The organism is Olsenella sp. KH1P3, from assembly GCF_900167315.1.
GTDB lineage: Bacteria > Actinomycetota > Coriobacteriia > Coriobacteriales > Atopobiaceae > Olsenella_J > Olsenella_J umbonata_A.
Map to the genome: position 1 here is coordinate 91,842 of NZ_FUWQ01000006.1, position 19,234 is coordinate 111,075.

21 protein-coding genes and 1 other RNA gene are annotated in these 19,234 nt (G+C 64.3%); 2 read left to right on the top strand and 20 right to left on the bottom strand.

The window, feature by feature from the left end:
- Positions 1-75: 75 nt before the first annotated feature.
- The 7 genes from glmM to B5D13_RS07870 form a co-directional block, all read right to left on the bottom strand.
- Positions 76-1,413 carry a phosphoglucosamine mutase gene (glmM, locus tag B5D13_RS07840; protein WP_078687767.1) on the bottom strand — a complete coding sequence of 446 codons (1,338 nt, stop codon included), beginning with the start codon at positions 1,411-1,413 and terminating at the stop codon, positions 76-78.
- A gap of 137 nt (positions 1,414-1,550) precedes the next feature.
- A complete protein-coding gene (rpsI, locus tag B5D13_RS07845) occupies positions 1,551-1,946 on the bottom strand; it encodes a 30S ribosomal protein S9 (RefSeq protein WP_078687768.1) in 396 nt (131 codons plus the stop codon).
- A 3-nt stretch (positions 1,947-1,949) separates the two neighbouring features.
- A complete protein-coding gene (rplM, locus tag B5D13_RS07850; protein WP_078687769.1) occupies positions 1,950-2,390 on the bottom strand; it encodes a 50S ribosomal protein L13 in 441 nt (146 codons plus the stop codon).
- A gap of 185 nt (positions 2,391-2,575) precedes the next feature.
- Positions 2,576-3,472 (bottom strand): patatin-like phospholipase family protein, encoded by an 897-nt coding sequence (locus B5D13_RS07855; protein ID WP_078687770.1) that lies wholly within the window; start codon positions 3,470-3,472, stop codon positions 2,576-2,578.
- Between the two features lie 117 nt (positions 3,473-3,589).
- Positions 3,590-4,771: an ABC transporter permease gene (locus B5D13_RS07860; RefSeq protein WP_078687771.1), complete on the bottom strand. Its 1,182-nt coding sequence runs from the start codon at positions 4,769-4,771 to the stop codon at positions 3,590-3,592.
- Positions 4,758-5,933 carry an ABC transporter permease gene (locus tag B5D13_RS07865; protein ID WP_078687772.1) on the bottom strand — a complete coding sequence of 392 codons (1,176 nt, stop codon included), beginning with the start codon at positions 5,931-5,933 and terminating at the stop codon, positions 4,758-4,760. The genes B5D13_RS07860 and B5D13_RS07865 overlap by 14 nt, the downstream gene beginning before the upstream one ends.
- Positions 5,934-5,945: 12 nt before the next feature.
- A complete protein-coding gene (locus B5D13_RS07870) occupies positions 5,946-6,896 on the bottom strand; it encodes an ABC transporter ATP-binding protein (protein ID WP_078687773.1) in 951 nt (316 codons plus the stop codon).
- Positions 6,897-7,035: 139 nt separating this feature from the next.
- Between B5D13_RS07870 and B5D13_RS07875 the strand changes: the two genes are divergently transcribed.
- A complete protein-coding gene (locus B5D13_RS07875; protein ID WP_078687774.1) occupies positions 7,036-8,139 on the top strand; it encodes a sensor histidine kinase in 1,104 nt (367 codons plus the stop codon).
- Entirely contained in the window at positions 8,136-8,768 is a 633-nt protein-coding gene (locus B5D13_RS07880; protein WP_078687775.1) for a response regulator, read from the top strand. The genes B5D13_RS07875 and B5D13_RS07880 overlap by 4 nt, the downstream gene beginning before the upstream one ends.
- On the opposite strand, the gene B5D13_RS07885 is transcribed toward B5D13_RS07880, so the two are convergent.
- The 13 genes from B5D13_RS07885 to B5D13_RS07945 form a co-directional block, all read right to left on the bottom strand.
- Entirely contained in the window at positions 8,765-9,145 is a 381-nt protein-coding gene (locus tag B5D13_RS07885) for a class I SAM-dependent methyltransferase (protein ID WP_078687776.1), read from the bottom strand. The genes B5D13_RS07880 and B5D13_RS07885 overlap by 4 nt on opposite strands.
- Positions 9,146-9,405: 260 nt before the next feature.
- Positions 9,406-9,767: a transfer-messenger RNA gene (ssrA, locus tag B5D13_RS07890) on the bottom strand.
- Positions 9,768-9,876: 109 nt separating this feature from the next.
- Entirely contained in the window at positions 9,877-10,608 is a 732-nt protein-coding gene (locus B5D13_RS07895) for a YoaK family protein (protein WP_078687777.1), read from the bottom strand.
- A 158-nt stretch (positions 10,609-10,766) separates the two neighbouring features.
- Entirely contained in the window at positions 10,767-10,904 is a 138-nt protein-coding gene (locus tag B5D13_RS07900; protein WP_078687778.1) for a rubredoxin-like domain-containing protein, read from the bottom strand.
- A 63-nt stretch (positions 10,905-10,967) separates the two neighbouring features.
- The gene (locus B5D13_RS07905; RefSeq protein ID WP_078687779.1) at positions 10,968-11,471 is read right to left on the bottom strand and encodes a flavin reductase family protein; all 504 of its coding nucleotides are present in this window, start codon (positions 11,469-11,471) and stop codon (positions 10,968-10,970) included.
- A gap of 152 nt (positions 11,472-11,623) precedes the next feature.
- On the bottom strand, positions 11,624-12,091 hold the full coding sequence (gene smpB, locus B5D13_RS07910) for an SsrA-binding protein SmpB (RefSeq protein ID WP_078687780.1): 468 nt from the start codon (positions 12,089-12,091) through the stop codon (positions 11,624-11,626).
- The gene (locus B5D13_RS07915; RefSeq protein ID WP_078687781.1) at positions 12,084-12,968 is read right to left on the bottom strand and encodes a hypothetical protein; all 885 of its coding nucleotides are present in this window, start codon (positions 12,966-12,968) and stop codon (positions 12,084-12,086) included. Before B5D13_RS07915 ends, smpB begins: the two co-directional genes overlap by 8 nt.
- A 129-nt stretch (positions 12,969-13,097) precedes the next feature.
- Positions 13,098-15,137, bottom strand: coding sequence for a ribonuclease R family protein (locus tag B5D13_RS07920; protein WP_078687782.1), 2,040 nt, complete (start codon positions 15,135-15,137; stop codon positions 13,098-13,100).
- An 87-nt stretch (positions 15,138-15,224) separates the two neighbouring features.
- On the bottom strand, positions 15,225-16,151 hold the full coding sequence (ftsX, locus tag B5D13_RS07925; RefSeq protein ID WP_078687783.1) for a permease-like cell division protein FtsX: 927 nt from the start codon (positions 16,149-16,151) through the stop codon (positions 15,225-15,227).
- A complete protein-coding gene (gene ftsE, locus B5D13_RS07930; RefSeq protein ID WP_090991485.1) occupies positions 16,138-17,259 on the bottom strand; it encodes a cell division ATP-binding protein FtsE in 1,122 nt (373 codons plus the stop codon). The genes ftsX and ftsE overlap by 14 nt, the downstream gene beginning before the upstream one ends.
- Before the next feature lie 164 nt (positions 17,260-17,423).
- A complete protein-coding gene (locus tag B5D13_RS07935; protein WP_078687784.1) occupies positions 17,424-18,104 on the bottom strand; it encodes a transaldolase family protein in 681 nt (226 codons plus the stop codon).
- A gap of 234 nt (positions 18,105-18,338) precedes the next feature.
- Positions 18,339-18,635 (bottom strand): PTS sugar transporter subunit IIB, encoded by a 297-nt coding sequence (locus tag B5D13_RS07940; protein WP_078687785.1) that lies wholly within the window; start codon positions 18,633-18,635, stop codon positions 18,339-18,341.
- Entirely contained in the window at positions 18,635-19,093 is a 459-nt protein-coding gene (locus B5D13_RS07945) for a PTS sugar transporter subunit IIA (protein WP_078687786.1), read from the bottom strand. Before B5D13_RS07945 ends, B5D13_RS07940 begins: the two co-directional genes overlap by 1 nt.
- Positions 19,094-19,234: the final 141 nt, after the last annotated feature.

Sequence of the window (19,234 nt, forward strand, 5' to 3'; positions counted from 1 at the left end):
AAGGGCATGCCACCAGCTGGGAGGCACGCCCTTCTCGCGAAAGCGTCACTATGCGCAGCGTCTCGAGCGGCGGAGCTACTCCTTGTAGGGCTCCAGCGCCTTGATGACGATGGCGTCCGCCTGCTGGCAGAGCTCGTCGGTGGGCGCCTCCGCGAGAACGCGGATCAGGGGCTCGGTGCCGCTCGCGCGCACGAGGACGCGACCATTGCCCTCGAGGAACTTCTCGGCCTCGGCGACCGCCGCCTTGATGTCGTCGGAAGCCATGACCGCGTCCTTGTCCTGAACGCGAACGTTGATCAGGAGCTGCGGGTACAGCTTGACGGGGCGGGTGAGCTCGGAGAGCTTCTCGCGCTCGGCACGCAGCACCTCCATGATGCGGAGGCTGGTCATGATGCCGTCTCCGGTCTTCTCGAGGTCACCGAAGATGATGTGGCCGGACTGCTCGCCGCCCAGGGTGTAGCCGTTCTCCATCATGCAGGCCCAGACGTTCTTGTCGCCCACCGCGGTCGCCTTGTGGCCGATGCCCGCGGCCTCGAGCGCCTTGAAGAAGCCGAAGTTCGACATGACCGTGGGAACGACGACGTTCTTGGCAAGGCGGCCGTGCTTGGCGAGGTACGTCGAGCACACGTAGAGGATGAGGTCGCCATCGACCACATGGCCGCGCTCGTCGACGGCCAGGCAGCGGTCGGCGTCGCCGTCGTAGGCAAATCCGACATCGAGGCCGTTCTTGACAACAAAGTCACGCAGGCGCTCGATGTGGGTGGAGCCGCAGTCGACATTGATGTTGAAGCCGTTGGGGGCGTTGTTGATCACGTGGGTCTCGGCGCCCATGGCGTCGAAGACGGGGCGGGCCACCGAGGACGCCGCGCCGTTCGCGCAGTCCAGGCCAACCTTTACGCCCTGCATCGAGAAGCCGCATGACGAGATCAGGTGGGCGATGTAGCGGTTGCGGCCCTGCATGTAGTCGACCGTGCAGCCAATGGAGTCGCCGGTTGCCAGGGGCACGTCGAACTCGCCGTCGATGTAGGACTCGATCTTCTCCAGAACGTCCTCGTCCATCTTGTAGCCGTCGGTGTTGACCAGCTTGATGCCGTTGTCGTAGTACGGGTTGTGGCTCGCGGTGATCATGATGCCGCAGTCAAAGCCGCCGTCGGCCGTCTCGTATGCCAGGCCCGGCGTGGGGATGACGTGCAGCATGTAGGCGTCGGCTCCCGACGCCACGAGGCCAGACACCAGGGCGCTTTCGAACATGTAGCTCGACCTACGCGTGTCCTTCCCCAAGATGATGCGGGCCTTCTTGCCCTCGCGGGCACCGTAGTACCAGCCGACAAAGCGACCGATCTTGTAGGCGTGATCGACGTTCAGGCCCTCGTTTGCCTTGCCGCGAAAGCCGTCCGTTCCGAAGTACTTCATTTCGCTCCCCTTCTGGTTGCGAACACTTGCTCACGTTTGGCGCGTCAACGAGGCCGCGTCAAACGTATGGTGACAGAAAAGGGGCCTGCCGAAAAGAATCGACAGGCCCCCTGACAGGTATCTGTGACCCAAAGGCCTTAGCGCTTGGAGAACTGCGGGCGCTTGCGAGCCTTCTTCAGACCGTACTTCTTGCGCTCGACCGCACGGGCGTCGCGGGTGAGGAAGCCAGCCTTCTTGAGGTCGGCGCGGTACTCGCCAGCCTCGAGGAGAGCGCGGGCGATGCCCAGGCGCAGGGCGCCGGACTGGCCGTTGATGCCGCCGCCGTCGCAGTTGGCGAAGACGTCGAAGCGATCGACGGTGTCGGTGACGCGGAAGGGAGCGAGAGCGTTGTCGACGAGCTGCTGACGACCGAAGTAGTTCAGAGCGTCGCGACCGTTAACGGTAACCTTGCCGGTGCCGGGAACGAGGCGCACGCGAGCGGTGGCCTCCTTACGACGGCCGGTGCCGGTGTAGACAGCGGAGTTGTCAGCCATCGGTTAAGCCTCCAGATCAATCTTAACGGGGTTCTGTGCAGCGTGCGGGTGCTCGGGGCCAGCGTAGACCTTGAGCTTGGTGGCCTGCTGGCGACCAAGGGTGGTGTGGGGAAGCATGCCCTTGACAGCGTGCTCGATGACGCGCTCGGGGTGCTTGGCCATAGCCTCCTTGAAGGACTCGGTCTTGAGGCCGCCGAGCCAGCCAGAGTAACGCCAGTACTCCTTGTGATCTGCCTTGACGCCGGTAAGCTGGACCTTGTCGGCGTTGATGATGACCACGAAGTCACCGGTGTCGGTGTTCGGGGTGTACTGGGGCTTGTTCTTGCCACGAAGAATCATGGCAGCCTTCGTTGCAAGGCGGCCAAGAGTAGCGCCCTCGGCATCGATGAGAACCCAGTTGCGCTGGACCTCACCCTTCTTGGCGAAACGAGTCGACTTGTTCACTTGACTCCTCCATGTACCTACGAAATGAGAACTGCTTTTTCCTTGAGATTACGGGGCTCAGTGGAAAAGCCTAAGAAGTATACAACAGCGCCCGCAGGTACGTGGCAAAACACCACATTCGTCCACAAAATGTCGAGAAGGACGTCTCGTACGCCCTTCTTGCCCTTCTTGGCCATGCGCCGCGGCTACGCCTCGTGGCCGATGAACGCCGAGATCTCCTCGATGCGTCGGGCTGCTTGCTGGCGTCCCTGGATGTAGAGGGAGTGCAGGGCCCCACCGTCCGCGCCCCTGACGTCGACCGCCACGGGCTCCTCGGGAGCAATGACCAGCACGCGCGAATCCTCCTGCTCCTCCATCTCGAACAGGCGCCTGCGCTGCTCGTTGTAGCGCAGGTGGCGCGTCTCGAGCGCATGGGTGAAGTAGGGGTAGTTGTCGTAGCGGTGGGAGCGCAGGACGAGGCCCTCGTTCCCCAGGTCCTTCTGGTAGCTTCGCTCGCGCGTGAGGACAACGACGGCCTTTTGCGCGCCCCCGTATCCCTTGACCTCGTTCGCGCCCTCGAGCCCGAGCGCCGCCTCGTACGGGATGGAGTCCGTGGTGCCGCCGTCCAGGTAGCGCCCGCCGTCGACCTCGACCATCTGCGAGACGCCGGGCATCGAGGCCGATGCGCGCACCTTGAGGACGTCCTCGGGAAGGCTCTTGCACTCGAAGTACTCCGGCGTGCCGAACACGACGTTCGACGCGACGGCGAACATGCGCATGGGGCTTTCGTTGAAGCGGTCGTTGTCGCAGGGGTCGAGCACGTTCTGGACCTCGTCGAACATGAACTCGCTTCCCGCCATGTTGCCCGTGGTCAAAAACGACCAGAGCGACATGAACCGTCGGTCGTCGCGAAATGCCAGCATGATGCGGGCGACGCGTCCGATCTGGTGGCTCTTGAAGCTCAGGGCGCTGATGGCTCCGGCCGAGACGCCCCAGACGCTCGAGAAGTCATATAGCCCGTGCTCCATCAGGACGTCGGTGACGCCCGCGGTGAACATGGCGCGAAACCCGCCGCCCTCGAGCACCAAAGCGTTGTTGGTCATGCGAACCTCCGTGCGAAAGGGCGCCCCGTGGGGCGCCCGGAGAACGTTTCGTGGTGAGGTCATTATCCCCACTTTATGTGACGCGTTTCAAACCAGCGCGGGTCGTGACGCGAACAACTAGGAGCGCTGCAGACGCGCCCTGCCGACGACAAACGCGACGATCACGAAGACGATGGCGTAGAGGGACACGATGCCGAGGCACCCCCACATTTCCACGCCCGCCTCGGTGTAGGCCGTCTCGATCCCGAGGACCTTGTCTATCGCCTGGGTGGCCCAGAACGACGGGGCCAGGTGGGCTACGGAGAGGATGCCGTCGCCGACGATGGACAGGTCGATCCACGCCCCGCCCATGAACGACATCACCATGCCGCCGACGTTCGCGAGAGCGTTGGCGAGCTCTTCTCCCACGCCCATCTGGCCCAGGAGGAATCCGACGCCGACCGAGACCATGGCGTACGCAAGGCTCGGGAGCGACAGCAGCGCGGCCGTTGCCGGGGCGTTGGCGACGAGGGCCTGGCCGTAGAACGCGAGGCCCACGATGACGACGAACGCCCACGCGACGAGGCCGGCCACGACGCAGGCGGCGAACTCCTGGAGGCTCCTGGAGAAGGAGGTGGTGGGGGCCGCAAGGAGGCGCCTGCGCACGTCGTCGCCGTTGAGGGACTTCATCAGCACTGCGATGCACACCGCACACGAGCAGAAGAGCGGGTACTCGGTCCACATGAAGTACTGGACGAGCGCCTCTGAGACGCTGGAGTCGCCCGTGTCGACGATGGAGACGTCGGCCTCCCGGGACATCGCGTCGGAGGCCAGGCGCGCGACCTCCTCCTGGTCGGCGCCGGTCGCAGACGCGTAGCCATAGAGCGACTGGAGGTACTGCTTGACCTTGATGTCCATCAGCGAGCCAGCCGCGCCCTGGTAGCTGATGACCGTGCGGAGCGCCGGGGCGTCCTGGCCGTCGGCGGCCGCGGACATCAGGTCGTCGCCGTAGCCCTCGGGAATCACGAGTATGTAGGAGGCGGCGTCCTCGGCCGTGGCGTCCTGAATGGCACGCTGGCTGTCGTCGACCTGGACCTCGGTGCCGCTTCCACTCACGTACGCGGCGATCGAGCGGGAGATCTGCGAGCCATCACGGTCGATCACGGCGACGTTTGGCTTGGCGGCGGTGTACTCGGTAACTCCTCCCGTGTTCGCCTGGGACGAGATGATCACGCCCATCGCCGTCATCATTACGAGGTAGATAAGGACGTAGAGCTTGTGGCGCCAGAGGACGCGCAATGCGGACTTAAAGATTGACATAGCTGGTCCTCCTCATACGAACCGCCGCGACCGAGCCGAGCACGAGCGCCGTGACCAGAAGGGTCGCGCAATGCGCGGCGAAAGGCTCGAGCGAGTCATAGTACATGAGCGAGTAGAAGGCCTGGGAGATCTGGCGAATGGGGTTGGCCGCCGCAAGCAAGGGCAGGTTGTGGGCGACTTGGTCGGAGAGCTGCTGGGAGTAGGTGCCGTACAGCCCCGCGAAGAACGAGAGCACGCAGGTGATGGCCGTCAGGACCCCGCTGCCCGAATCGCTGGCGAAGGTGCCGAAGATGGCGCCGGCCGACGAGGAGACGAGGGAGGCCGCGCCCAGGGCCAGGAGGGCAAGTCCTTCTCGTCCGCCGAAGTCGACGCCCAGAACGAACCGAATGAAGGCAAAGCCCACGGCAAGGCAGGCGTAGCTCGCGAGCCACGCGGCCGCGGTAGACGAGACGAGCACGCGCCAGCGCGGGAACCCGGCCAGGGTCCTGCGGGCGCCCAGGGCGGTCGCGTTTGCCTGGGTCTCGCGAATCGCCTTCATGGCCAGGACGGAGCCTATGCCCGCGGCCATGCCGAGCAGCGCGTAGTAATAGCGGACGCTCGCCTTGGGGTCGTTCGCCGTGACCGAGAGCCTTTCGGTCGAAACGGCGTCCGAGCTGAACCTCTGCAGGACGGTGGGGTCAGCCAGGAGCATGGGGTCCTTCTTCGCAAGGTCCTCCATCTCGGAGCGGACGCGGATGTAGGAGTCCAGCACCGACTGGGCCGAGGTGAGCGATCCGGAGCCGAGGCTGAACGAGGCGCGCGGCGACAGGTGGAGCGAGGGGTTCGCGTCCGCGTCAAGGCAGATGTAGCCCGAGACGTCCCCGTCGACCACCTTGCGCTCGGCCTCGGCCACGCTGCCGACGGAGCTGACGTCGAACACGTGCCACTCGTCGCCGTCGTCGTCGACCGATGAGAGCAGCTCGTCGAAGCCGGTTGCCTTGTCGTAGTTCGCGTCGCGAACGACGGCGACGGAGACCGGCTGCAGGCGATATGCCTGCTCGAGCCCCGAGAACATCATCGAGAAGACAAGCGAGAGGATGATGGGAAACGCAAGCGGCCAGAACAGGAGGCTCGGCGAGCGCACTATGGAGAGGAGCGTCGCCTTGAAGTTCGCACGCATCATGGCAGACCCTCCCTATGCCTCGTCGCGAAGCTCGCGACCGGTTATCTCGAGGAACACGTCGTTGAGGGTGGGCGGCTCGGAGAGCACGCGGCCGTAGCTCACGCCACGATCTCGAAGGACGCCCAGGATGTCGGAGAGGTTGTGGTCTCCCGCGAGGCACTCGACCAGAAGGTGACCGGACGCGTACGCCGCAGCACGCACGCACGAGAGGGAGCGGACCGCCTCGAGGGTAGCCTCGTCGGGAACAGAGCACCCGACGTTGATCTTCTCACCCGTGCCAACCATGGACTTGAGCTCGTCTGCCGTGCCGGAGGCCACGGTGCGCCCGGCGTCCATGATGGAGATGCGCGTGCAGATCTGCTCGATCTCCTCCATGTAGTGGGAGGTGTAGATGATGGTCGCGCCCTCGCGGTTGAGGCGTTGGATGCCCTCAAGAATCGCGTTTCGGCTCTGGGGGTCAACGGCGACCGTGGGCTCGTCGAAGATGATGAGCTCCGGCTTGTGGGCGATGCCGCAGGCGATGTTCAGCCTGCGTCGGAGACCTCCCGACAGCTTGCTGGGACGGAACTTCTCGAAGTCCCCGATGCCGACGAAGTCGATGGCCTCGTCCACCAACTGCCTGCGGCGCGCGCGGTCCGAGACGTACAGCGCGCAGAATGCGTCTACGTTCTCGCGCACGCTGAGCTCGTTGAACACCGCGACCTCCTGGGGAACCACGCCGACGCGGCGCTTGAGGTCGTAGCTCGTGGGGGTCGCACGCCTGCCGAAGAGCTCGACCTGGCCGTGGTCATAGGAGAGCAGCTGGAGGATGCAGTTGATGGTCGTGGTCTTGCCCGAGCCGTTGGGGCCCAGCAGGCCGAAGACCTCGCCCTCCCCGATGTTGAGGGTCAGATGGTCCACAGCCGTCAGGCTGCCGTAACGCTTGACGAGGTTGTCTACGGAAACGATTGTCGATGCGCTCATGTCTTCACCTTTCCTGAGGTTGGCACCATTCTGTCCTCCGGGCCACGCGGGCGGAAGTGAGCAGCGTCACCACTTGCCCCATGACATTTGTCATGGGGCCCGCGACGCAGTCGACGCACTTCTCCCCTACAATTGAGCCATGGACAGACTCATCGACAAGACGCTCCTGACTGCGGCCTGCACGCTCTTCGCCGTCACCCTCGACGAGCCCGACGCGCCCAAGATCGTCGCGCTCCTTCTGGCGGTGATTGCGTCTGCGGCGTACGAGCTGCTCGAGCCCCATCGCCCCAAGGCCGCCCGTGCGACGTGTGCCCTTGCGCTCCTGCCACTCGCCGTTCCCGGCGCCGCGTTCGGCGCCCCCCTGTTTGCCTACGACCTTGCGCGTCAGAGCCTGGCGCTCTCGATCGCCACGCTCGTCCCAATAGTCCTGTGGGGGCGCGCGGGCGCACTTGGCCTGGCCCCGTGCGCCACGCTGGTCGCGGTCACGCTCCTGTCCGTCGCGCTCTCGCGCAAGACGCAGCGGGCGACCAGCGCCGAGCGGGGCCTCCACGCCCTCGAGGACGACCTTCAGGACAAGGTTCTGGCACTTAGGGAGAAGAACCGCCAGCTCGAGGACGCACGCGTCTACGAGACCAAGGCGGCGGCGCTCGCCGAGCGCACGCGCATCGCCCGTGACATCCACGACAGCGTGGGCCACCTGCTCACGCGTCTGACCCTCCAGGTCGAGGCGCTCAGGGTAATTCACGCCGACGACGGCCAGGTTGTCGACGAGCTGGGCGAGATCGCCTCTGGCGTCAACGCGGCCCTGGACTCCATGCGCTCGAGCGTCCACGCGCTGGCCGACTCGGCCACGGACCTCTCGGTAGAGCTCAACCGACTGGCAAGCGGAAGCGGCATCGAGAACGTCGAGGTCCGCTGCGACCTTCCAGACGACGTTCCCGCGGACGTCACGCGTTGCGTCATCGCGGTCTCTAGGGAGGCCCTGACCAATGCGGCGCGCCATGCGCGGGCCGGCCATGCGACCGTCAGCGTAGCCTCCTATCCCGGCCTCTGGCAGGTCAGCATCACGAACGACGGATCCGTCCCAAGTCCCGGCAGCAATCTCGAGCGTCTGCTCGAGCGGGGCATGGGGCTCTCGTCCATGCGCGAGCGCGTCCAGGCCCTGGGTGGCACGCTGCGCATCTCTTCCTCCGACGGCATGTTCAACGTGTTCGCATCCATCCCCCGAAAGCAGGCATCATGAACGTCCTCATCGTAGATGACGACAAGATCGTCAGCCGCTCCCTCGCGACCATCCTCTCGGTGCAGCCCGACATCGAGATAGCAGGCTGCGGCTCAGACGGCGACGAAGCCGTATCCCTCTTCGACGAGCTTGCGCCCGATGTCCTGCTGATGGACATCCAGATGCAGGGGCGTGACGGGCTTTCCGCGGCCGAGAAGATCCTCGCGTCCCACCCGGACGCGGCGATCGTGTTCCTCACGACCTTCGCCGACGACGAGTACATAGTGCGCGCGCTCAAGATGGGCGCCCGCGGCTACCTCATCAAGCAGGACGTCTCGACCATCGCGCCCGCGCTGAGGTCCGTCATGGGCGGGCAGCGCGTCCTCGAGGGAGAGGTCCTAGAGAAGGCCGTGGCCCTGGGAGCCGGCATCTCACCCGCTCGCGACGAAGGCGCCCTCGCAGGCCTCTCCGAGCGCGAGCGCGACGTGGTTCGCCTGGTGGCAGACGGCCTCGACAACGGGGAGATCGCCCGGGAGCTCTTCATTTCCGACGGCACCGTACGCAATCACATCAGCGCCATCCTCGCCAAACTCAACCTGCGCAACCGCACGCAAATCGCCGTCTTCTACTATCGAAACTGTATGGGCTAGGCCTCGCTCCACCCTACCGGTCGCGTCTTCCGAATCGTCCCCAACGCACAGGGTAGACGGCCCTCGATGAGCTCGACATGCACTTCTCCATAGCCCGCCGCCTGGAGCAGGCTGCAATAGGAGCCCAAGTCCAGCTGTTTTCCGAACTTGACGCCAATGCATCCCAACAGCGCGGAAAGGCCTCGGACAGACCCGTCGTCACGACGGCCCAGGTACGTCGGGATGACGACCATCCCTCCATCCTTGCAGACGCGCCCGAGCTCCACAAGCGCAGCCCGGGGCTCATCGAGCAGATGAAGCACGTTGCCGGCGATGACCTTGTCGAAGCCCCCGTCGGCAAAGACGTCGTAGACGCCTGCAACGCCATTCCAAAACATATGGGCGCACCCTTCTTCCCGCGCGATCGCCTCTCCATAGAGTTTACGACAGTTAACAATTTGACGTCACGCACGTGAGCCGGAGAGCATCTTCGGCCGGCAGGCGCCGTGACATGCGCGGCGGCGTCGCACGACGAGGCCCGGGCGCTTCTAAAACGCTTGACAACAAAAAGGGCGGAGCAAGGCACAAAGCCTTGCTCCGTCCATACTTCAACGGCTGTCACGACTTTCAGAGAAGTCGTGTCCAGCTCTTCATACGCAGGTGGAGGCGCGGAGAATCGAACTCCGGTCCAAAGCAATCCCCTGGCAGGTGTCTCCAAGCTCAGTTGCCGATTAGATCTCGGGCGCGTCGCGCTCGGTAACCCGCGCTCGGCGCCCCAGTTGGTTCAGTCTTATCCCCTGGCATACCAGCTACGTCCAAAGGAGCATCTCCCTAGATGACGTCGCACCGGAAACGGGAGCAATCCCCGGATTGACGGCTGCAATATTAATTAAGCAGCGAGGGCATAGCCCTGGTAAGAATCATTGTCAATTAAATTTGACGGTACCCCTGATTAACGTGGCGAGGAGACCACGGCTTGCTGCCCACCTCAGAATCACCCTGTCGAAACCAGTCGCCCCCATGAGGTGATGGGACCGATTGTCACCATGCGAATGTCAAGGAACGCGCCCAAGAACGAGCGTGGTAGTAGTGTACCCGTCTCGCATCGCAAATGCCAGAGCAGGTTTCGTTACTCGCCGTCGCGTGTGACGCGGCGCCTCCTGCGGGCACGCAGCCACTGGCGCTCCGCCGCCGCGGCCGTGCCAACCTCTCGGTCCCAGTTCATCACCAAAAGTGCGACCACCAGAATGGCACAGCTCACCAGTATGGCGCGAAGACCAACGAGACCCAGCATTCGAGACCCCAGGATGGCGCCGCACACGAAGCAGACGATCGTGCCATAGTGCAGCAGGGAGCTCTCGAGCGCCTTGCGATTCCCGCTGTGGAAGAACTCCGTCAGCCCATGCGTTGCCGCGCGGAGGTTGCCAATGCACATCGTCGTGGCAAAGCCCACGCCGTGAATCTTCCTGAAGGCCTGGACCTGAATGCCGCACGCCAGGGAGGTCATGCTGTTGGCGAGCAGGTTCTGGCTTTCGGGAACGAACGCCACCGTCGCCAGAAGAACCACTTCGATCGCCAGGCAGATCTGCCGCCAATGCGCCCTGATGTTGTGACAGCGGCACCTTACGCCGTGCGCGACGGCAACACCCAGGGCGAAGAACACGACGGGCATGGCGTACTGGATAGTCTGCGCCCACTCGCCCGCGGCCGCGTGAACGCCCAGCAAAAGCAGGTTGCCCGTCTGCGCGTTCGCGAAGACCTTGCCACGGCCCAAATACGAGTAGGCATCCATAAGGCCGCCTGACATGGCAAGCAGGGCGGCAAGCTCAATGGACTCGGACGTTTGCGTGGCACGGCGCATAAGAGAGGATCATCCCCATCATTTCGTTAAGCATTTCTCGGCGCAAGTGGCCGGGGCGACATTGTACGCCGTCCCGGCCATCGATACGAGAATTGTCACGCACTCGTCACGCGTCGCCTTGGGGAGGCGATCATCGCCCGCCCACAAATCCGCCCGAGCTAGTCGTCGGACTTCTCGAACATCTCGGGGCCAACCCCGCACACGGGACAGACGAAGTCCTCGGGAAGCTCCGGGGTGTCGACCTCGACCTCATAGCCACATACGGTACAGACGAACTTGTACTTCTCCTCTGCCATACCCTTCCCCTCTCTCCAGGCCCGACCCAACGGGTCGGACGTCGAACGCCCGAGTCCGGGCGGCTAACCGGTATACGAAGATGCCCGAGGGGGCGTCTTGCCCTTGAGGATCGTGTGGTAGTACGCATAGGTAAGCGGAGGCTCGTCGGAAAGCGACTGCGCATCCACCACCCTGCCGACAAAGATGATGTGCGTCCCCACGTCGAGGGTCTGTACGACCTCGCAGGCAATAACCGCGGCGGCGCAAAGCGGCGTGTAGGGGTCGCCCGTTGCGGCAACCTCGCGGGCTATGCCCTCGAACTTGTCTATTTCGGCCGAGCTCCTGAACCCAAAGCGACCGATGAAGAGCATGTCGGCCTCCTGCGTTATGGGGCAGAGAGCAAAGTGGCCGGCCCTTTGCACGACATCCGCCGTGTGGTTCTGCTTGTTGATCACGACCTCAACCTGAAGGGGCGAGCTCGTAAGCTGGAGCCCTGTGTTGATTACGCAGGCCCCAGTATCGCCATCGGCCTCGGCCGAGACGACATACAGACCGCTCGAGAACCGATGCAGGGCGGACACATCCATAGACGACCTCCTCTTTGGCAGCCATTGAGTCTAGTATTCCCGCAAGGCCGCCGACAAGAGCCGCTTCCCCGCGAGCGGCATGAAAAACGGGCGGCAGAGCTCTGTCTGCCACCCGGAGGCGCTCGCCCTTCTCTTTTGCCACGCCTGCCGGCCTAGCGGCTCCGTTCCTTGAGGGCGCGCTGGATGTCGCGGTCAGTCTGCCGCTTCTTAAGGTCGGCTCGCTTGTCGTAGAGCTTCTTGCCTCGACCCAGCCCCAGCTGCACCTTGACGCGGCTGTGCTCGTCGAAGTAGATCTTAAGCGGCACCAGGGCGAGGCCCTTGTTGCGCAGCTTGCCCTCGAGCGTGTCAATCTGCCTGCGATGGAGCAGCAGCTTGCGGCGTCTGTCTGGATCGACGTTCCACACGCCGCCGTGCGAGTAGGGGTGGATGTGAACGTTGAGCATCCACACCTCGCCGTCGCGCACGATGCAGAACGAGTCCGTAATCTGGGCGGAGCGCTCGCGGATGCTCTTGACCTCGGTCCCCGTCAGCACGACGCCCGCCTCGTAAGTCTCCTCGAACTCGTACTCGTGATGGGCGGTGCGGTTCTTTGCGATCAGCTTGATCTCGCGCTTAGGCATCGTCGCCCTCCTTGGCAGCATAGCCGTCCGCGCCGCTCGGGCTCGCCTCGTCGTCTTCCTCGCGAATCAGCTTGAGCAGTGCCATGCAGGCGCCCTCGCCGACCAGGTCGCGCGCCCTGCGCGTGAGGTCGGCCGCAAGGTTGCGGTCCCTCGCGGCCGCGGCGTCGGAGGCGCACAAAAGTAGGCAGACCGCCATCTCTGCGTTGGCGCCGTCGGGGAGCCCCTCCTGCGCCAGCAGGTCGCGAGCCTCGTCGTCGTCGACGGAGTCCGGGTCGTGGTCGGTTCCCGCGGCAAGCTCGAGCGCCGCCTTGAGGGCGGAGTCCTCGACGCCGAACCTGCGTGCGGCGCGCAGCGCGGCCGCAGAGGCCTTTGGCTTTTCGGATACCTGGAAGTACTCCGAGAAGTTCACGAACGCGCGCACCAGGTGGCGCGCGTCGCTCGCGCGCTCGAACACAGAGTAGCTCAGGGCGAGGTACTCGTTGGGGTCTCCCGCCACGCGATAGAGGTCGGCCAGGTTGAGCCTGTACTCGCAGCCCATGGGGTTCCAGCGCACGGCATGGCGCAGCGCGGCCATCGCGCTGTCGTAGTCGCCGTTGCGCACGCAGGCCAGGGCGAGGTCGCCGTAGAGTCGGTCGAGGGGCTCGCCTACCGACCTCAGCTCGCGCGGGTCGTTCTCGACGCGACGGTAGGCCAGTCGCTCGAAGAGGGACGGGAAGCTGAACCACTGCAGCTCGTCGGTCGTGGGGCAGTTGCTGTCCACATACTGCTCCGCGTCCTCCGCCAGACGAGAGAGAAGCTCCTGCGCCTCCTCGTTGTGCCCCTCGACAAGAAGCCCCTCGGCATGAGCCAAGGCATCAGTCATGTTGGTCTCTTCCATATGTCCTCCAGTGCCACCGGATGCCCGGCTGCCGCTTTGGTCGTTCTTCTCGCCTTTCGCGATGGGCTCGTCACATGACGGACGCGCCGCGCGCCAGGCGCTCGTTTAGGCGTAGTGTAGCCTACCCCGTCACGCGCGGCTTGATTCTCGCACGTGACCCGCAAGCACAAAGTCTATCTGACCACGCGACGGCTCCGCAGAAACGACGGTCACCGCGACGCGCTTTCCCGGGCGCCACTCACGCCCGGTCTCCTCCCCCACCAGGCATAGCCTGCGTTCGTCGTACCAGAACCACTCGTCGCCCAGGTCGCGCACGGGAATCATCCCCTCGGCGCAGCTTTCGTCCAGCATGACGAAGAGGCCGTGGCGCGTGCAGCCGGTGACGACACCCGAGAAGGACTCGCCCACTCGGTCGGCATACATCTGGGCCATCTTGACCTTCTGGGACTGGCGGGCGGCCCGGTCGGCCACGCGCTCTTGGTCGGAGCAGGTTCGACACAGCTGGGGCAGAAGCTTCTTCGCCTGCGCCTGGTCACGCGAGTCGAGCTTCCCCTCAAGCTTCGCGCGCAGCGCACGGTGCACCAAAACGTCGGGATAGCGCCTGATGGGAGAGGTGAAGTGACAGTACGCGCGTGCGCCCAGGGCGTAGTGCCCCTCGTTGTGGGGCAGGTAGATGGCACGGCGCTGCGCCCTCAGCAGCACGGAGTTCACAAGGTACTCGCCCGCCGTCCCCCTCGCGCGCTCCAGAACCGTGCGGATGGCCTCGGGCTCGCCCGCAACCAACCCGGCAAGCGTCTTCGGGTCCGTTAGCTCCAGCTCCTCAAGAATGGGGATGGTCGAGACAAGGTCGTCGTGCGCCGGCGGCTCGTGGACGCGATAGGCCGCGGGCACGTCGGCGTCGCCCAGCACTCCGGCCACGAACTCGTTGGCCATGAGCATGGCCTCCTCCACCAGGCTCGTCGCCCTCGTCTTGCGACGCACCCTCACCCCCGTGGGCGCGCCCTTCTCGTCCAGGACCACCTTGGCCTCGCGCGTCTCGAAGTCGATGGCGCCACGACGATGCCGAATGCCCTCGCGCAGCCGGGCGATCTTGTCGAGCAGGCGAAGGGACGTCATGACTTCCAGGCGCGACGACTCCTCAACCGCAAGCCCGCTGGCATCGACATCCCCCGCAAGAAGCGCGTCGACTGCATCGTAGTCAAGCCGACCACGCGAGCGAATGACCGCCGGGCCGGCGCTTCCGCCCACGACCTCGCCCCGCTTGCTCAGGCGCATGACGACGCTCATCGTGAGTCGGTCCTCGCCGGGCCTGAGCGAGCACGCGTCGCAGCTAAGCGCCTCGGGGAGCATTGGGATGACGCGGTCGACCAGATAGACGGAGCAAGTCCTGCGCTTAGCCTCGTTGTCTATCGCGGAGTTCCACGCCACGTAGTGCGAGACGTCCGCGATGTGGACCTCTACCTCGAAGCCGTCGTCCACCTCGCGCGCGCAGACCGCGTCGTCGAAGTCGCGCGCATCAGCGGGGTCGATGGTCACCGCACACGACGAGCGCAGGTCACGGCGCAGCCGGTCGCGGACAAGAGCCTCGTCCGCATCCACGCGAACGGCGGCTGCCTCCTCGAGCGCCGCGGCAGGAAACTCCGTGACGAGGTCGTTGGAGGCGATTACGGCTTCGACGTTGAGGTCGAGCTCGTCCGCGGAGCCCACGCGCCGGTCGATGGTGACGACGCCGGCGCTCCGCCGCGAGGGGTACTCCATGATGCGCGCGACCACCACGTCGCCCGTCCGCACGCCCCTCTTGCGGGCGCTGTCGTCTTGCGGAACCACGAAGAAGTCGCGCCTGATGCGCGCATCCAGCGGAGAGACCGCACCCAGGGGGTCGATCCATTCGTAGGTGCCCAGGAACGACTCCGTGGCCCTGGTGATGACCCCTTGGACGTAGGCGCGCTTTTCTCCGCCGCGCGAAGAGATGCTTACCTGCACCTCGTCTCCGCTCATGGCCTCGCGAATGCCGCCTCGGGCCACCGGAAACGTCCCCTCCGATGTGCTGACCTCGGCCACGCCCCGCCCAAACACACGGATGGTGCCATCCAGAAAGACCTTCGGCTTGCGATGGGCGGAGCCGAACCCCCGGCGACGATTTCCCCTGTGGGGACGCTTGCGACCCATGTGTTCCCTCCTTTGCAAAATGGGCGACGCGGCCTAACGACCGCGCCGCCCACGCGCGCTTAAGCATTGGCCTCAACGAGCCCGACGCTAGACCTTGAGGTAGCGCCTCATTGCGATCATCGAGCCAAAGAGACCCAGCAGCATGCCGATGACGACCAGCGAGATGTAGGTCAGCACCAGCACGTGCACCGGCAGCTCAAACGAAAGGAACTGCAGGCTGTTCTGAAGCTTGGGCACGACCAGCCCCATGCCCACGTGAAGAACGATAACCGCGAGAATGGAGCCGATGAGGGCCTCGAGCATGCCCTCGGTCATGAACGGCCCGCGGATGAAGCCGTTGGACGCGCCGACGAGACGCATGATGGCAATCTCACGACGACGAGCGGCAATGGCCAGGCGAATCGTGTTGTTGATGAACACGAACGCGATAAAGGCCAGAAGGGCCACGAGCACGACCGCGCCGATGCGCAGGTAGTAGGTGACGCTAAACAGACGCTCGACCGTCTCGCGACCGTACTGGACCGAATTCGTCGGGTTGTCGTGGTCGTCTGCAACCTTCTTGAAGTCGGAGTCGGAGGTCAGCTGAGAAGCGACGTCCTCAACGCTCTTGGGGTCCTTGAGGGTGATGACGAGCGAGGCGGGAACAGGATTCTGACCATCGAGCGCCGCGACCGCGTCGGCGGCGTTGCGATTGCTCATCGTCTCCTTGTACTCGTTGAGCGCCTCCTCCTTGCTCTTGTAGGCAACGGAGTCCACGCTGCCCCAGCTCTCGACCTTCGCCTGGAGGGCGTCAACATCCTCCTGGTTGGCGTCGTCGGCAATAAACGCCTGGATGGTGACACGGTCCTCGACGCTGCCGACGAGGTTCGTGACCATTACGGAGCCGATGACGAACAGGCCGATGACGAACAGCGAGAGGAAGATCGTGACGATTGCGCCAAGAACCGTAGACCAGTTCCTGCGGAAGTGACGTCCCGCCTCGCGAAGCGAATAACCAATGTTAGAGGGCACCATAGTAACCGTAGCCTCCCCTCTCCTGATCGCGGACCACGTGACCCGCCTCAAGCGCGATGACGCGTCTGCGCATGGAGTCAACCATCTCGCGGTCATGGGTTGCCATGACGACGGTGGTACCGGTGCGGTTAATGCGGTCGAGCAGTCTCATGATACCGAGCGAGATTGCGGGGTCGAGGTTGCCCGTAGGCTCGTCGCAGACCAGCAGCGGCGGGCGGTTGACCATCGCTCGAGCAACAGAGACGCGCTGCTGCTCGCCGCCCGAGAGCTGGTCGGGATAGTTGTCCATCTTCTCGGCAAGGCCGACCAGACGCAGCGTCTCGGGGACCTGCGCCCTGATGACGGCGCGAGGCTTGCCGATGCACTCAAGCGCAAAGGCGACATTCTCGTAGACCGTCTTGTCGGGAAGAAGCTTGAAGTCCTGGTAGACCGTGCCAATCTGACGCCTTAGGTAGGGAACCTTCCTGTTGCGCAGCTTGGTCAGCTCCTGTCCGGCCACGATGACCTGGCCGCTCGTCGCGCGAAGCTCTCGCGTGAGGAGCTTGAGGAACGTGGACTTGCCCGAGCCCGAATGGCCGACGACGAAGACGAACTCGCCGGGGTAGATGTCGAGGCTCACGTCCTCGAGTGCGGGCTTGTTGGGCTGGGCCGGGTAGATGAGTGTTGCGTTTCTGAGCGAGATGGTCGGCTTTCCCGTGTGGGGGATAACCTGCGACCCATCATCCTGCAGAGGTGCGAAGACGCTCGTGAACCCCGGCTGCGCGGTGATGTCGTTAGACTCTGGCGCATCCGAGACGACCATTGCGCTCTGCCCCTCGCCCTGGACGGGTGCGGGCTGAGGCTCGGGCTCCGGAGCCGCGAAGGGCTCCGCCGCCGGCGCCGCAGAAGGCTCCGGTGTCTCGTCCGCCGCGTACGCAGGCACGGGATCGTCTGCAGGCGCCGCGAAGTGAGCGCCTCCCGTGCGTCCCTCGGAATAGCCGGCGGCCGTGTCATCCAGACTTGCATCTGAAGTCAGCGGTGCCTGCTCTACGTCCTGCGCATCCAGCGGAGTCGAAGCGACGTTCTCTTCGTTCCCCTGCCGCTCGCTGCTGCGAAAGTGGTTGGCCACAAGAGCTCCTTTTTCTACATAGCGATACTGACAGATATCATGATTCTACACGCAAGGCCTGCAACGACAAAGCTACCTCGCCGCTCGCACATTTAAAGCAGAGCGCAAAAGGGGCGCGGCCATCGCCGCGCCCCCCGGGGCCCAAGTTTTCCCTGTTGGAGGAGCTAGCCCTCAACAACCTTCTTCCAGTCGGCCGCAAACTTGACAAGGCCCTGGTCGGTCAGCGGGTGGTGCACGCACTTCTTGAGCGCCGCGAACGGAACCGTGGCGATGTCGGCGCCCATGAGGGCGGCCTGCGTGACGTGGTTCGGGGTGCGGACGGACGCCGTGATGATCTCGGGGCCGCCCTCCTCGTCCCAGTAGCCATAGTCAAAGTTCTGGACCGCGTTGATGACGGTCTCGAGCTGGGCCAAGCCGTCGTCTCCAATGTCATCAAAGCGACCGACGAAGGGAGAGATGTAGCGGGCGCCGGCGCGGGCGGCGAGAAGCGCCTGGGGTGCCGAGAAGACGAGCGTCATGTTGACGCGAATGCCCTCCGCCGCAAGGGCGTGGGTCGCGGGCAGCGACGCCTCGCAGATGGGGAGCTTGACGACGATGTTCGGGGCCAGCGAGGCAAGGCGCTTGCCCTCGGCGATCATCTCCTCGGTGGTCTCCGCGGTGGACTCGGCGGAGACGGGCAGCCCCTCGCAGATGCTGCAGATCTTGACCATGTGGTCCTCGAAGTCCGCAAGCTTGCCGCCAGTCTTGGCATAGAGGCTCGGGTTGGTGGTAACGCCAGAGAGGACGCCCCAGCTTGCTGCCTCGCGAATCTCGTCGAGGTCGGCGGTGTCGATAAAGAACTTCATGTACGCTCCCCCTTCGATGGCGGTCGCCCGCCAATCCGGAAAACAGTTCATGGGCTCAGCCCACAGGTAGATACCATATCGCTATTGTCGCGAATGCACAGCACCGTTTTCCGTCTGCGTGAGCTTAGGCTTGGCGAACGCTAAAAAGATGGCCGGGCAAAACCTCGTCCAACCATCTTCTAGGCATATCTCAAGGCATCAGGGGCAAGAAGGACTGCCGCCGACGCCGATTGGCTACTCGCTCTTGGAAGCAAGGAATGCCTCGAGGGCCTCCTTGATCTCCTTCTTGTCCACGATGTTGCGGATGCCCGCAACGTACTTGTGGTTGCCGTCCTCAATGAGCTCCTCGGCAAGGTCCGACATGGTGATGACCAGGTCGCCGTCAAAGCCCATCAGCGCGTCAAGGTTGCCCTGGGAGGTCTCGATGGGATAGCCCTCCTCGCTGATGACCTGGTCACACTTGATCTTGAGCATCGCGGAGGAACCCATGCCGGCGCGGCAGCAAACAAGAGCGCGGAACTTCTGAGACATTAGAGACTCCTTTCCATGTCGCGGATCATCTCCACGACCTCAACCGGGGCTTGGGCCCCATCCATAGAAGACAGGAACCGCTCTTCCGAGAGCAGGTCCGCCAAACGTGCCAAAACCTCAAGGTGCCCATCCGCCTCGGTCGCGCTGAGGGGGAACAGATACCTGACAGGATCATTCTCGCGCGCCCCGAAGCTCACTGGCAAGGACAAAATACACGCGCCCATCGCCATGCGCCTGGCCCCAGACTCGGGCCTTGCGTGCGGCAGGGCCACATGCGGGCAGACGACATAGTAGGGCCCGTACTTCTCGACCCCTGCGACGGCATCGGCGACATATGCCTCGCTCACCGCGCCCGACTCGACCAACGGGGAGAACGACTTGCGAACGGCATCGCGCCAGTCACGCGCCTCGACGCCAACCTGCACGCACTTCTCGTCGAGCAAATCGCTCAGGAACATCCTTGCCCCCGCTCTCGCGTCAAACGCAACGGGCCGCGCGGACGCGACCCGAGCACCTTGCCTCCCTAGGATGAGATCGAGTAGCTAAATTTGCGACAACCAAACACCAAAAGTCGCACAATGCCTACGAAAATGCAGCCA

What these genes read in the sequence shown, in the direction of transcription:
- glmM (WP_078687767.1), bottom strand. Translation starts at nt 1,413, where the DNA reads ATGAAGTACTTCGGAACGGACGGCTTTCGCGGCAAGGCAAACGAGGGC.
- rpsI (WP_078687768.1), bottom strand. Translation starts at nt 1,946, where the DNA reads ATGGCTGACAACTCCGCTGTCTACACCGGCACCGGCCGTCGTAAGGAG.
- B5D13_RS07855 (WP_078687770.1), bottom strand. Translation starts at nt 3,472, where the DNA reads ATGACCAACAACGCTTTGGTGCTCGAGGGCGGCGGGTTTCGCGCCATG.
- B5D13_RS07860 (WP_078687771.1), bottom strand. Translation starts at nt 4,771, where the DNA reads ATGTCAATCTTTAAGTCCGCATTGCGCGTCCTCTGGCGCCACAAGCTC.
- B5D13_RS07865 (WP_078687772.1), bottom strand. Translation starts at nt 5,933, where the DNA reads ATGATGCGTGCGAACTTCAAGGCGACGCTCCTCTCCATAGTGCGCTCG.
- B5D13_RS07870 (WP_078687773.1), bottom strand. Translation starts at nt 6,896, where the DNA reads ATGAGCGCATCGACAATCGTTTCCGTAGACAACCTCGTCAAGCGTTAC.
- B5D13_RS07875 (WP_078687774.1), top strand. Translation starts at nt 7,036, where the DNA reads ATGGACAGACTCATCGACAAGACGCTCCTGACTGCGGCCTGCACGCTC.
- B5D13_RS07880 (WP_078687775.1), top strand. Translation starts at nt 8,136, where the DNA reads ATGAACGTCCTCATCGTAGATGACGACAAGATCGTCAGCCGCTCCCTC.
- B5D13_RS07885 (WP_078687776.1), bottom strand. Translation starts at nt 9,145, where the DNA reads ATGTTTTGGAATGGCGTTGCAGGCGTCTACGACGTCTTTGCCGACGGG.
- B5D13_RS07895 (WP_078687777.1), bottom strand. Translation starts at nt 10,608, where the DNA reads ATGCGCCGTGCCACGCAAACGTCCGAGTCCATTGAGCTTGCCGCCCTG.
- B5D13_RS07900 (WP_078687778.1), bottom strand. Translation starts at nt 10,904, where the DNA reads ATGGCAGAGGAGAAGTACAAGTTCGTCTGTACCGTATGTGGCTATGAG.
- B5D13_RS07905 (WP_078687779.1), bottom strand. Translation starts at nt 11,471, where the DNA reads ATGGATGTGTCCGCCCTGCATCGGTTCTCGAGCGGTCTGTATGTCGTC.
- smpB (WP_078687780.1), bottom strand. Translation starts at nt 12,091, where the DNA reads ATGCCTAAGCGCGAGATCAAGCTGATCGCAAAGAACCGCACCGCCCAT.
- B5D13_RS07915 (WP_078687781.1), bottom strand. Translation starts at nt 12,968, where the DNA reads ATGGAAGAGACCAACATGACTGATGCCTTGGCTCATGCCGAGGGGCTT.
- B5D13_RS07920 (WP_078687782.1), bottom strand. Translation starts at nt 15,137, where the DNA reads ATGGGTCGCAAGCGTCCCCACAGGGGAAATCGTCGCCGGGGGTTCGGC.
- ftsX (WP_078687783.1), bottom strand. Translation starts at nt 16,151, where the DNA reads ATGGTGCCCTCTAACATTGGTTATTCGCTTCGCGAGGCGGGACGTCAC.
- B5D13_RS07935 (WP_078687784.1), bottom strand. Translation starts at nt 18,104, where the DNA reads ATGAAGTTCTTTATCGACACCGCCGACCTCGACGAGATTCGCGAGGCA.
- B5D13_RS07940 (WP_078687785.1), bottom strand. Translation starts at nt 18,635, where the DNA reads ATGTCTCAGAAGTTCCGCGCTCTTGTTTGCTGCCGCGCCGGCATGGGT.
- B5D13_RS07945 (WP_078687786.1), bottom strand. Translation starts at nt 19,093, where the DNA reads ATGTTCCTGAGCGATTTGCTCGACGAGAAGTGCGTGCAGGTTGGCGTC.